The organism is Pseudochelatococcus lubricantis (assembly GCF_011762225.1).
GTDB classification, from domain to species: domain Bacteria; phylum Pseudomonadota; class Alphaproteobacteria; order Rhizobiales; family Beijerinckiaceae; genus Pseudochelatococcus; species Pseudochelatococcus lubricantis.
The window spans coordinates 74,919-87,266 of record NZ_JAASQI010000012.1 but is presented as its reverse complement, the minus strand read 5'-3'; the positions used below and the strand labels follow the sequence as shown (position 1 = coordinate 87,266).

General features: G+C 63.9%; 15 protein-coding genes. 13 read left to right on the top strand and 2 right to left on the bottom strand.

What is annotated here, in order from left to right:
- The 10 genes from FHS82_RS20955 to FHS82_RS19475 form a co-directional block, all read left to right on the top strand.
- Positions 1-242 (top strand): hypothetical protein (locus tag FHS82_RS20955; RefSeq protein WP_208394357.1); only part of this gene is annotated, 242 nt, incomplete at its 5' end.
- Complete coding sequence (parA, locus tag FHS82_RS19515) at positions 239-877, top strand: ParA family partition ATPase (RefSeq protein WP_010395094.1); 639 nt, start codon at positions 239-241, stop codon at positions 875-877. The genes FHS82_RS20955 and parA, both read left to right, overlap by 4 nt.
- Positions 874-1,128, top strand: a complete 255-nt coding sequence (locus tag FHS82_RS19510; RefSeq protein WP_010395097.1) for a hypothetical protein — start codon at positions 874-876, stop codon at positions 1,126-1,128. Before parA ends, FHS82_RS19510 begins: the two co-directional genes overlap by 4 nt.
- On the top strand, positions 1,125-1,646 hold the full coding sequence (locus FHS82_RS19505; RefSeq protein ID WP_003167735.1) for a DUF2840 domain-containing protein: 522 nt from the start codon (positions 1,125-1,127) through the stop codon (positions 1,644-1,646). The genes FHS82_RS19510 and FHS82_RS19505 overlap by 4 nt, the downstream gene beginning before the upstream one ends.
- The gene (locus FHS82_RS19500; RefSeq protein ID WP_010395099.1) at positions 1,643-2,188 is read left to right on the top strand and encodes a S26 family signal peptidase; all 546 of its coding nucleotides are present in this window, start codon (positions 1,643-1,645) and stop codon (positions 2,186-2,188) included. The genes FHS82_RS19505 and FHS82_RS19500 overlap by 4 nt, the downstream gene beginning before the upstream one ends.
- A gap of 68 nt (positions 2,189-2,256) precedes the next feature.
- The gene (locus FHS82_RS19495) at positions 2,257-2,595 is read left to right on the top strand and encodes a DUF736 domain-containing protein (RefSeq protein WP_003167733.1); all 339 of its coding nucleotides are present in this window, start codon (positions 2,257-2,259) and stop codon (positions 2,593-2,595) included.
- A 183-nt stretch (positions 2,596-2,778) separates the two neighbouring features.
- Positions 2,779-3,384 carry a lytic transglycosylase domain-containing protein gene (locus FHS82_RS19490; RefSeq protein WP_428982531.1) on the top strand — a complete coding sequence of 202 codons (606 nt, stop codon included), beginning with the start codon at positions 2,779-2,781 and terminating at the stop codon, positions 3,382-3,384.
- Between the two features lie 250 nt (positions 3,385-3,634).
- The gene (locus tag FHS82_RS19485; protein ID WP_010395105.1) at positions 3,635-5,398 is read left to right on the top strand and encodes a relaxase/mobilization nuclease domain-containing protein; all 1,764 of its coding nucleotides are present in this window, start codon (positions 3,635-3,637) and stop codon (positions 5,396-5,398) included.
- A 30-nt stretch (positions 5,399-5,428) separates the two neighbouring features.
- Positions 5,429-7,420, top strand: coding sequence for a conjugal transfer protein TraG (locus tag FHS82_RS19480; RefSeq protein WP_010395107.1), 1,992 nt, complete (start codon positions 5,429-5,431; stop codon positions 7,418-7,420).
- Between the two features lie 3 nt (positions 7,421-7,423).
- Positions 7,424-7,846 (top strand): CopG family transcriptional regulator, encoded by a 423-nt coding sequence (locus FHS82_RS19475; protein ID WP_010395110.1) that lies wholly within the window; start codon positions 7,424-7,426, stop codon positions 7,844-7,846.
- Between the two features lie 42 nt (positions 7,847-7,888).
- Here the strand turns inward: FHS82_RS19475 and FHS82_RS19470 are convergent, their stop codons facing one another.
- Entirely contained in the window at positions 7,889-9,133 is a 1,245-nt protein-coding gene (locus tag FHS82_RS19470; RefSeq protein WP_010395113.1) for a glycosyltransferase, read from the bottom strand.
- A gap of 45 nt (positions 9,134-9,178) precedes the next feature.
- A complete protein-coding gene (gene nhaA / locus FHS82_RS19465; RefSeq protein ID WP_010395115.1) occupies positions 9,179-10,411 on the bottom strand; it encodes a Na+/H+ antiporter NhaA in 1,233 nt (410 codons plus the stop codon).
- A gap of 331 nt (positions 10,412-10,742) precedes the next feature.
- Here nhaA and trbB point away from each other — a divergent pair, with 331 nt between their 5' ends.
- From trbB to FHS82_RS19450, 3 genes are read left to right on the top strand one after another with little or no spacing between them, the layout of a single operon-like run.
- Entirely contained in the window at positions 10,743-11,732 is a 990-nt protein-coding gene (gene trbB / locus FHS82_RS19460) for a P-type conjugative transfer ATPase TrbB (protein ID WP_010395117.1), read from the top strand.
- Complete coding sequence (locus tag FHS82_RS19455) at positions 11,729-12,061, top strand: TrbC/VirB2 family type IV secretion system protein (RefSeq protein ID WP_003170525.1); 333 nt, start codon at positions 11,729-11,731, stop codon at positions 12,059-12,061. Before trbB ends, FHS82_RS19455 begins: the two co-directional genes overlap by 4 nt.
- Positions 12,061-12,342, top strand: a complete 282-nt coding sequence (locus FHS82_RS19450; RefSeq protein WP_003170524.1) for a VirB3 family type IV secretion system protein — start codon at positions 12,061-12,063, stop codon at positions 12,340-12,342. The genes FHS82_RS19455 and FHS82_RS19450 overlap by 1 nt, the downstream gene beginning before the upstream one ends.
- Positions 12,343-12,348: the final 6 nt, after the last annotated feature.

The following is a 12,348-nucleotide window of genomic DNA, read 5'->3' as shown; positions in this document are numbered from 1 at the left end:
GTTCACAAACATGGAACAACATCTATGCGCGCAAACCATTGTTCGGACTCACGTCCGCTCTCTCGCCGATTCACGAAACCTGGAAAAACGACAACATCGCCGGAAGGCGGCCGAACCAGGCCAAAAAGCCATCACTTCAAGCGCATGTAACCGATCAGGCTCTTCGTAGCTCCGCCTGTACGGACCGCTCTTCCGGCCACGCGCATCGCACCTTCGGCGACGAGCCTGGAGGCGCGAAATGATCGTCGCACTTCTCAATCAGAAAGGCGGCGTCGGCAAAACGACGCTCGCGCTGCATCTTTCCGGTCAATGGGCGCGTGAAGGCAAGCGCATCACCCTGATCGATGCCGACCCGCAGGGATCGGCGCTCGACTGGTCGCAGCAACGCACCCGCGAGGGCCTGCCTCGCCTGTTCGGCGTCATCGGCTTGGCGCGCGACACACTTCATCGCGAGGCGCCCGAGCTCGCGCGTGACGCCGATCACATCGTCATCGACGGACCACCGCGCGTTGCAGGTCGTATGCGTTCGGCGCTGCTCGCCGCCGATCTTGTCCTGATCCCTGTGCAGCCGTCACCTCTCGATGGCTGGGCCTCGGCCGAAATGCTGGCGCTGCTCGCAGAGGCCCGAATCTATCGGCCGCAACTCCTCGCCCGCTTCGTACTCAACCGCTGCGCTGCACGCACCGTCATCGCCCGCGAGACCGCCGAGACACTGGCCGATCACGATCCGCCCCTGATGTCGGCAACGATCGGCCAGCGTGTCGCCTTCGCCGACCTGGCGCAGTCCGGACGCCTCGTTTTTGAGGCCGACGACAATAGCGCGGCCGCGCGCGAGATCGCCGCCCTGACTGCGGAAGTCGGGAGGTTGGCGCCATGACCAAAGCCAGCTCCCGGCGCGGCTTCGTCGCCCGGCCTTCCAATCCAGACGACTGGATCAAGTCCGCTGAACCGGGGTCGCCCGGTCCAGCTTCCAGCACGGGCTTCACCGCAAGGCTGACCATCGACGTTACGCCGGAGGTGCGCGGTCGCATCAAGATCGCCGCCTTTCAACGCGGCGTCACCGTCGCCGACATGCTTCGCGAATTGCTCGCGCGCGAATTCCCCCAATCGCCAGGAGACCCGTCATGACCGGCATCGCGGCCCCCCGCATGCGCGGCGGCTCGATGCCGTCGTCTTTCCAAACCGACCGTCTCACCCACGTCGAGCTGACATGGGTGGAAAAGCAGATCGAATACTGGATCAGGTTCGGTCAAGACGTGCAGGAGACGATCCTTGATCGCCGCCGCCGCGTCCTCTCCTTCAGGCCCGGCACGACTTTCGCCTTCGTCCGGTGGGCGTCCAACGACTTCGGCACGATCATCTCGCGCATCGATATCGTGCGCGCCATCACGCCCGGCGAAGCCTATCAGACGCTGCCCTTTGTACGCCCCGGCGGCGACATCCTGCTCAAGATCGAAAGCTGGCCGAAGGTCGAACGCGTGCTGCAGCTCATCGACGCGATCGAGGCCCTTTCGCTCGATCCGGCCGAAGCCGCGCCAGACTATTGGCGGCATGTACACAACCGACTGAGCGCCGGCCAGGACGCACGCCGCTACTCGCGCGATCAGCACCAGGCGTGGCTTAAGCGTCGGAGGATCGCGCCATGACCGACCTCAAATGGGCCATGGCGACGTTCGTAGCGTCCAGCGCGATCGCCGTGACGACGTGGATCGACGCCCCCACCAAACTCATCTGGAATGCCTCGGCCAGCACCCCGATCGGTTTCTATTCGGTCGAACCTGCAAAGCGGCTCGAAGTCACCGATCTGGTCGCCGTCGCTGCGCCGGAACCGATTGCGAGCTTCCTCGCCGATGGCGGATACCTGCCGCGCGACACGCCGCTCCTGAAACGGGTCCTTGGCCTTCCTGGGCAGACCGTCTGCCGCTCCGGCGTCCTGATCAGTGTCGACGGCGTCGCGATGGGAACGGCACTCCAACGCGACCGCATCGACCGACCGCTCCCCGATTGGCAGGGCTGCCGCATCGTCACGGACGGCGAGATCTTCCTCATGAACTGGGACGTTCCCGACAGTCTGGACGGCCGCTATTTCGGCCCGATCCCGGCCAGCGCCGTCATCGGCCGCGCGGTTCCCTTGTGGACCGACGAGGACGGCCACGGCCGCTTCGAATGGCGGGCGCCAACGCGGTGATCGCCCAGCCTGAGGCGGGCGTGGTGCTCGCCCAATCCTTCTCCACCGCATCTTGAAAGGAAACCGCCATGCCGCAAATCGGCGAATTCACCCGCGAGGAATCTGGCTTCACCGGCCGCATTCATACGCTCACCCTGTTTCGCGAGATCACCATCGTTCCCGTCGATCCTTCGGACGTCGAGAACGCGCCGAGCTACCGCGTCCATCACGGCGCGGACGATAACGCACCGGAGATCGGCGCGGCCTGGACGGAGTCCAGCGAAAAGGCTGGCGAATATCTGTCACTGCTGATCGACGACCCCAGCTTTGCGCAGCCGATCCGTGCCCGCCTGTTCCAGAACGGGGCTGATACGACCTCCTGGTCTTTGCACTGGAGCCGCCCTCAGAAGCGCGGCGAACGGGAATAGCGCATGCGGATCGCTCGCACGAACCCCGCATCGCCGATGTCAACCGGGCGGCCTCGCGCTGCCCGGTGCATCATCCTCTTCCTCCTTTCCGGCCTGTCTGTTTCCGCCGCGCCGCCGCTCGACGTACTGGCGCAGAGCGCTCCGTCGATCGCGCAGCCAACCCACGATCCTCACGCCGCCTTCGTGACCGAAGCCTCGCAGCGTTTCGGCATTCCCGAACACTGGATCAGGTCGGTGCGCCGCGTCGAAAGCGCCGATGACGTGGGCGCCGTCTCATCGGCGGGCGCAATGGGCCTGATGCAGGTCATGCCCGCCACCTGGGCGGAATTGCGCGTCCGTTATGGCCTTGGACGCGATCCGTTCGACCCGCGCGACAACATCATCGCTGGTACGGCCTATCTGCGCGAAATGTACGATCGCTACGGATCGCCGGGCTTTCTTGCAGCCTATAACGCTGGACCCGGACGCTATGAGGAATACCTCGCGGGCCGCCCCCTTCCGGCAGAAACCCGCGCCTATGTCGCCACGCTCGCGCCATTGATCGGCGGGGCTAACCTGTCGCCACCCGCACCGGGGACCGTCACTGTTGCCGCCGCCGATCCGCACGCTTGGCGGCGAGCGCCGCTCTTCGTCACGCCGTCAGCCCACGGTCTGGATGCGCGCAAAACGATATCCGAACCGCAAGAAAACGACGCCCGGACTGCGCCGTCATCGGGCGAAGGTCCCACCAATTCTGTGCAAAGCGGCAGCATTTTCGTTGCCCGTGCCGACGATGGAGACCCGCAATGAGCCGGTTCGCATCATGGCGCACCTTGGCGTGTTCCAGAGAGCGTTGTGCGGAAGGGTGGGAGGAGCAGAGAGCAACGACAGCAGGACGGCGAGATAAAAGGGCCTCGCCATATTCGCACAAGCCATTGACATGGCTTGGCTTTTGGCGTGCCGGTCGGTCGGGTCGCGTGCCGCGACTGCTGTTTTACCCAGCGATTTCAACAGTGTTTTCGGCACTGTGCGCCTTCGCGCCGTCTCGGGAGGCCCTCCCATGAGCGAGGGCGACAGCGATTTCCGCGTCCGCCCAGGACGCATCAAATCCACGCGCGCACCCAAGTCCAAGAGCTTCATCAATCAAGTGCTGAGGGCTTCGAAGAAGGCCGGACACAGCTCTGGCGAAGGGCAGACCGCCAAGAGAAGCGCCGGCCGTGGTCATTCAACCTTCGGGCGTGGACGAACCAGCTTCAGCCGTTCGCGCATATTCACTGCTTCGCGCCGTGTCGTCATCAAGGCGCGCGTGGTCCGCCATCAGGGCAAGTCATTCCGCTCCGCGCCACTCTCGGCTCATGTGTCCTACCTGAAGCGCGAAGGCGTCAGCCGTGATGGGGAGAAGGGGGTCTTGTTCGACGCGACGAACGAGCGCGCCGACGATCTCGCCTTCTCCGACCGATGCAGGGATGACCGGCATCATTTTCGATTCATCGTCTCGCCCGAAGACGCGGGGGACATGACCGATCTGCGAGAGTTCACCCGCGACCTCGCCAACCAGATGGAATCGGATCTGGGCACCAAGCTCGACTGGGTCGCCGTCGATCACTGGAACACCGACAATCCGCATGTGCATTTGCTTGTGCGCGGCGTCGACGAGACCGGCGCCGATCTGGTCATCTCGCGCGATTACATCAGCCGCGGCCTGCGCTCCCGCGCCGAGGATCTTGTCTCCATCGAACTCGGCCCCAAGCCCGAACATGAAATCCGCAACGCGCTGGAAAAGGAAGTCACCGCCGAGCGCTGGACACGGCTCGATGTCGAAATCCGCATCGCCGCCGACGAGACCGGCTTTATCGACCTGCGCCCCGAGGCGAACGGCAAGGCCGATCCCTCGCTGCGCCGCCTGATGATCGGCAGACTCCAGCATCTCGAAAGGATGGAGCTCGCGGCGCAAGGCGCTCCAGGGGAATGGACCGTCGGGCTGCAGGCCGAACGCACACTGCGCGATCTCGGCATTCGCGGCGACATCATCAAGACCATGCACCGCGCCTTCACCGAGCGTGGTCAGGATCGCGGCGTCAGCGATTACACGATCGACGGCAGCGGGGCGGGTTCACCCGTTATTGGCCGCCTGGTCGATCGCGGCCTGCATGACGAGCTGACCGGCGAAGCCTATGCCGTGATCGACGGCACGGACGGCCGCGCGCACCATGTCCGCTTCCGCGGGATCGAGGCCTTCGAGCATGCGCCCCCGATTGGCGGCATCGTCGAGGTACGTCGCTTCGGGGGCCCAGACGATCCCCGGCCGACGCTGGCGCTCGCCAACCGATCGGACTTCGATCTCAACCGCCAGATCACGGCGCCGGGCGCGACCTGGCTGGATCATCGCCTGGTTGAGCGCGAGGCGATGCCCATGTCGATGGGAGGCTTCGGCGCTGAGGTGCGCGACGCCATGCAGGCGCGCGCCGAGCATCTGGCCGATGAAGGCCTTGCCCGCCGGCAGGGCCAACGCATCCTGCTGCAACGCGATCTCCTCAATACGCTGCGGCAGCGCGAGCTCGATGCCGTTGGCACGAAGCTCCAGAGCGAACACGGACTGCCGTACCAGAAAGCGCAGGCCGGCGAGCATGTCGCCGGTGTCTATCGCCAGCGTATCGCACTCACCTCGGGCCGCTTCGCCATGATCGACAATGGGCTCGGCTTCCAGCTCGTGCCCTGGACACCGCCGCTCGAAAAGAAGCTCGGCCAGCATATCGCCGGCGTCGCCAAGGGGCATGGCGGCATCGAGTGGAGTCTTGGCCGCCAGCGCGGCCTGGGCCTCTAGCACCACAAGCAGCAAGAAAGGACCCGGCGAATGTCCGCCACCAAAATCCTCTGGGGCCAGATCCTCACCGTCTTTCTGATCATCCTCCTCACCACCTGGGGCGCGACGCAATATGTCGCCTGGCAACTTGGCTATCAGGCCCAGCTCGGCACACCATGGTTCGAGCTTGCCGGGACGCCGATCTATTATCCCCCTGCGATCTTCTGGTGGTGGTACTTCTTCGACGCATATGCGCCGGGCGTGTTCGCCAAGGGCGGCGTCATCGCCGCATCAGGCGGCTTCATCGCCATCGCGGTCGCCATAGGCATGTCGGTGTGGCGCGCCCGCGAACAGAAGAACATCGAAACCTATGGCTCGGCTCGATGGGCGAAGCCGCAGGAGGTGAAGGCGGCGGGCCTGCTCAACCCTGACGGCGTCGTCCTCGGTAAGCTCGATCGTGACTATCTTCGCCACGACGGACCGGAGCATGTTCTGTGTTTTGCTCCGACCCGATCCGGCAAGGGTGTCGGCCTCGTCGTCCCAACCCTGCTGACCTGGCCGGGCTCCGTCGTCGTCCACGACATCAAGGGCGAAAACTGGCAGCTCACCGCCGGCTTCCGCTCGAAGCACGGTCGGGTGCTGCTGTTCGACCCCACCAATCCGAAATCGGCCGCCTACAATCCTCTGCTCGAAGTGCGGCGCGGCGAGTGGGAGGTGCGCGACGTCCAGAACGTCGCTGACGTCCTGGTCGACCCCGAGGGTTCGCTGGAGAAACGCAATCACTGGGAAAAGACCAGTCACTCTTTGCTGGTCGGCGCCATCCTTCACGTCCTCTATGCCGAGAAGGACAAGACCCTCGCCGGCGTCGCAGGTTTCCTGTCCGACCCGAAGCGCCCGATCGAAACCACGCTGGCGGCGATGATGACCACGCCACATCTCGGCGAGGCCGGCCCGCACCCCGTCATCGCTTCAACGGCCCGCGAACTGCTCAACAAATCCGACAACGAGCGCTCCGGCGTCCTGTCCACCGCCATGTCCTTTCTGGGCCTGTACCGCGATCCCGTCGTCGCTGAAGTGACACGCCGCTGCGACTGGCGCATCGCCGACCTGATCGAGGACGCGCGGCCGGCCACCCTCTACCTGGTGGTCCCGCCATCCGACATCTCGCGCACCAAGCCGTTGATCCGGCTTGTGCTCAACCAGATCGGTCGCCGCCTGACCGAGGATCTGCACACCAAGGCCCGGCGGCACCGCGTGCTGATGATGCTCGACGAGTTTCCGGCTCTCGGCCGCCTCGACTTCTTCGAAAGCGCGCTCGCCTTCATGGCCGGCTACGGCATGAAAGCCTTCCTCATCGCCCAGTCGCTCAACCAGATCGAAAAGGCCTACGGCGCCAACAACTCGATCCTCGACAACTGCCATGTCCGCGTGAGCTTCGCGACCAATGACGAGCGCACCGCAAAGCGCGTCTCGGATGCGCTCGGCACAGCCACCGAAATGAAGGCGATGAAAAACTACGCCGGGCACCGTCTGTCGCCCTGGCTCGGTCATCTCATGGTGTCGCGCTCTGAAACCGCGCGTCCGCTGCTGACCCCCGGTGAGATCATGCAGCTTCCGCCCAACGATGAAATCGTCATGTTGGCGGCGACCCCGCCGATCCGGGCCAACAAGGCGCGCTACTTCGAGGACAAGCGCTTCGTCGAGCGCGTACTGCCCCCGCCGGACCCGGCTAAAACCAGTCGCACGACGCGCAAGGACGCCTGGACAGAGCTGAAGCCGCAGGCGCCGGACGCTGCGCTGCTCGCCGAGATCCAGAAGGCCGAGCAAGACGCGGCCAATAGCGGCCTTCGTCGAGAACCCGAGCTTCCCGATCATGTCGCCATCGTCAAGGAAACGACCGATCCGAACCCTGCCGACGAGTTCAAAGCTCTGCTCGACGACGAACCCGAGGACGCCGCGCGCCAACGGCAAGCGCTTCGCCGCCACATGACTGGAATCGCCCGCCAGGTCGCCATGGACCCCAACGACAATATGGAGCTCTGAGCCATGCGCGACCGCATGAATGTGTACTTTCCGCCTGAGATGCTGCGCCAGATCGCCGACCTCGCGGACCGCAAGAAGATCTCGCGCTCGGCGATCGTCGAGGCCGCGGTCGCATCGTTTCTTTCGCCTGATGGAGCAGACAAGCGCGAAGCCGCCCTCACACGCCGTCTCGACCGCATGACCAGGCAGATCCAGCGCATCGAACGCGATCTCGGCATCACGGCCGAGACGCTTGCCCTATACGTTCGCTTCTGGCTGTCGGTCACGCCGCCGCTGACCGGCGACGCCAACTCAGCTGCGCAGGCGAAGGGCCGCGAACGCTACGAAGGGTTTATCGAGACGATCGGACGGCGCCTCCAACAGGGTCAGAGCTTCTTGCGTGAGATACCCGACGATATCGGTTCGGACGATCAACGCGAGAGCTGAAGAGTGGCGGGGCGGCAGCGACGGCTTTTGAGCACATTGCTGTCATCTGGCTTGGTTCAGCTTTCTCTCGATAAAGTCGATGGCGGCCGCGACCCCATCCTCGGCACGGATAGCTGTTCCAATTTCGGCGGCACGGGCGCGCATGCCGACATCGTCCATCGCCAGAAAGGCGGAAGCCAGGTCCTCGGCTGTCATCGCATCCTTGACGAGGGGCTTTGGCCCCACCCCAAGAGCAACGACGCGACGCGCCCAGAAGGGCTGATCACCGAGAAATGGACAAATGGCCGTGGGGTTGCCCGAACGCAAAGCAGCGCCAGTGGTCCCAGCACCGCCGTGATGTAGCGTTGCGTGCATAAGCGGAAGGAGCCGGTCGTGCGGAGCGCCCGAGATGACATGGATATGCCGACTCGGCTCGATCTGCCCGAGCGCACCGCCCGCGGTCGCGAGCAACCCCCGCTTGCCCGCTCGCTTCAAACCGTCGACCACGAGACTTGCCAGCCGTTGCGGATCAACACCGGGCATGCTGCCGAAGCCGATATAGATCGGCGGATCGCCAGCCGCGAGGAAATCAGCAAGCTCCGCGTCGGGCTTCCAATCCGGCGTATCGAGGAACCAATAGCCGGTCACTGCAACGTCTGCGCCCCAGTCTTTCGGCTTTTGCAGTACGTGCGGACTGTAACCATAGAGTGTTCCACTCAGCGGAGCTGATTTGCCGCGAGCAGAAGTCCCCAGCGCCTCAGCTCGCCATGCCCGGATTGTCTTTGCAAACAGGATGCGTCCGCCGTGGATCATCAGCGCATGACTTACCCGATTGAGCGGTCCAAGCGAACCGAACGGAAGGATAGGTGTTGGAAAGGCTGACGTGTAGGAGAAGCCCGGCAGCGGAGATGCGAGGAAGAGCGGAATGCCGAGCTTCGCCGCGATATGGGGTGCGCCGAGCGCCTTGGGGTGGAACAAAATCGCTTCAGGAGCGAACATACGAGCGGCATCCCACTCGGCATCAAGCAGCTTTCGGCCTATCTCGCGATAGTACCGCAGCAGCTTGAAGCCGGCTCCAAAACCAGCGCCCGAGCTGCCGATAGCCTTTTTCGCTTCGGCGGTTTCGAGCAGCTCTATGAACTCAGATGGCAAAGGCGCAAACGCAACGCCTTCGGCCGTTGCCATCTCGGCGAACTGGGCAGGCGCAACAATCAGCACCTCATGCCCGCGCGCTTTGAGCCCACGAGAAAGCGCGAGATAAGGCTGAATGTCGCCGCGCGTGCCGAGCGTGTGGATGGAAAGACGCATCCTCTTATCCCTGTAAAGGTCGCCGATAATGCAACGTATTGAGTGTTACGATTTGCGCTCCAACGACGTGGCCAAGGCGGAACTCGCCCGCCTGCGATTAGAAATCCTCAGGATGAAGTAACCCGCCAATCCGGCGATCAGCGAACCAAACAAAATCCCGAACTTGGCGCGGTCCTGTAATGCAGGATCGTCAAACGCCAATAAGCCGATGAACAGACTCATCGTGAAGCCTATTCCGCATAGCAGCGCAACGCCAAGCGTCTGCCCCCAGCTTGCGGCGGCAGGGAGATCGGCAAGCCGGGCTTTTACCAGAATGGCTACGGTACCGAACACGCCGACCACCTTCCCGACAACTAGACCAGCCGCCACGCCGAGTGTGAGCGGCTCGATCAAGACCCCCGGCGTCACGCCCGCGAAGGAAACCCCAGCATTGGCAAAGCCGAAAATCGGGACGATCAGAAAGGCGACCGGCTTTTGCAGAAGATGTTCGAGCTGATGCAGAGGGGAAGCCGACGGCGAGGCTTCAGGGGTTCCGGGTGTGAGGCGGATGGGAACGGTCAACGCCAGTACAACGCCAGCCAGGGTGGCATGAATACCTGAGCGCAGCACCAGCACCCAGAGCACGGCCCCAAGAATCAGATAGGGCCAAAGGCGCATGACGCCGGACCTGTTCATCACAGTCAGCGCACCGACAACCAGCATCGCACCGGCTAACGCGGGAAGACTCAAATCGGCGGTATAAAACAGGGCAATCACGATGACGGCCCCGAGATCGTCGATGATTGCGAGCGCCGCGAGGAAGATTTTCAAAGACGCTGGCACCTTTGGCCCGAGCAGCGACAGCACACCGAGTGCAAAAGCTATATCGGTTGCGGCCGGGATCGCCCATCCACGCATGGCGGCAGTGTTGCCGAGATTGAAGGCAACATAGATCAATGCGGGAACAGCCATTCCGCCCGCGGCCGCAGCGCCGGGAAGCAGCCTCCGGCTCCAACTCGACAATTGCCCGTCCAGCATCTCCCGCTTGATCTCAAGCCCGACCAGCAGAAAGAACACGGCCATCAGCGCGTCGTTTATCCAGTGCTGAACGCTCAATGGACCAACATAGGCGCGTAGCGCGGCAAAGTAGCTCTCGGCGACTGGCGAATTCGCCGTCAGGATGGCGAGCGCTGCAACGACCATGAGAACGATGCCGCCAGAGGCCTCATTGTCGAGGAACTGCCGGAGCGTGGAATTGATGCGCCCGCGATTGGGGCTGACAGGCTGCGTTGAGGCCATAGGGCTGCGTCCTCTGGGAAAGAGTTGTTCTCTTCTCCGTATTAGGGCGAGACCCTGGCGCACGCAGCACACGCCATGATGTCCCTATCATACCCAAACTGCGGGGCATCGCCAGCGAAACCGTGTCGATTGCGTCGCATTTTTTGGATTCGCGTCGCGACCACTCCCTGACCGCACATGCTTTTCAGTAAAGCACTGTCCGCCGTTCTCCTGTATTTGCACGCCACGCTACTACTCCGACAAAGACTTGTTGAATCAGCCCAACTTCGGGCTCTTTTAATCATCCCCGATCCAGGGCCGGCTGAACGGTCCCTGGCCGCAAGGGGACGACATGGCGGCATCTCACCAGAAATCGGAAGCGATCACGCGCGGCGCGCGCATGCTGCGCACGGCCCTTGGACCGGCCATCGCGCGGTTTCTGGAAGATCCGTCGATCGTCGAGGTGATGCTCAATCCTGACGGCCGGCTCTGGATCGACCGGCTGTCCGAAGGACTGTCCGACACAGGAGAGCGTCTGGCGCCCGCAGATGGCGAACGGATCGTGCGACTCGTCGCGCATCATGTCGGCGCCGAGGTCCATCCGGGCAATCCGCGGGTGTCAGCCGAACTACCCGAGACGGGGGAGCGGTTTGAGGGTCTATTGCCCCCAGTTGTGGCGGCGCCGGCTTTCGCGATCCGCAAACCTGCTGTCGCAGTCTTCACGCTCGACGACTATGTGGCCGCCGGAATCATGTCGGCGGACCAGGCCGAGACGCTTCGCGGGGCGGTCGCCGCCCGGGCCAACATCCTTGTCGCCGGCGGCACCTCGACCGGAAAGACCACACTCACCAATGCGTTGCTCGCCGAGGTCTCCAAGACCACGGATCGCGTCGTCATCATCGAGGACACGCGCGAGCTGCAATGCTCCGCTCCCAACCTGGTCGCCATGCGCACCAAAGACGGTGTCGCCACCTTGTCGGATCTGGTGCGGTCCTCGCTGCGATTGCGCCCAGACCGCATTCCGATCGGAGAGGTCCGCGGCTCAGAAGCTCTCGACCTGCTCAAGGCCTGGGGAACGGGTCATCCGGGCGGCATCGGCACCATCCATGCCGGCACAGGGATCGGTGCGCTGCGCCGCCTCGAGCAACTCATCCAGGAAGCCGTCGTCACCGTCCCAAGGGCGCTGATCGCCGAGACCATCGACCTCGTCGCTGTTCTCGCTGGTCGCGGCTCGCAACGCCGGCTCGCCGAACTTGCGCGCGTCGATGGCCTCGGCCCGGACGGCGACTACCGCGTCACTCCCGCAACCTCAGCCTCAAGCCCAACAGGAGATCCCTCATGATCCGTCACGCCCGGCGCATCCGTCGCCATGTCACGGCGGCAGCAGCCGTCACCTATGCGACCCTGATCCTCACCCCGGCCGCTCACGCTTCCGGTTCGTCCATGCCCTGGGAAGCGCCGCTTCAATCGATCCTGCAATCGATCGAGGGCCCGGTCGCCAAGATCGTCGCGGTCATCATCATCATCGTTACCGGCCTCACACTGGCCTTCGGCGACTCGTCCGGCGGGTTCCGCCGTCTGATTCAGATCGTGTTCGGTCTGTCGATCGCGTTCGCCGCATCCAGCTTCTTTCTCTCCTTCTTCTCGTTCGGCGGCGGGGCGCTTGTGTGATGGCGGGTAGGCTGGAACAGCTCGACGAGGTGCCGGGCTTCACCGTGCAGGTCCACCGGGCGCTAACCGAGCACATCCTTCTCGGCGGCGCACCGCGCTCAATCGCCATCATGAACGGCACTTTGGCCGGAGCCGTTGGCCTCGGTCTGCGCCTCTGGCTTGTCGGTCTCGCCATCTGGGTTGTCGGCCACTTCGCCGCCGTCTGGGCCGCCAAGCGCGACCCGCTCTTCGTCGAGGTCGGCCGGAGGCATCTGCGCATCCCCGGCCACCTGTCGGTCTGAGGGAGC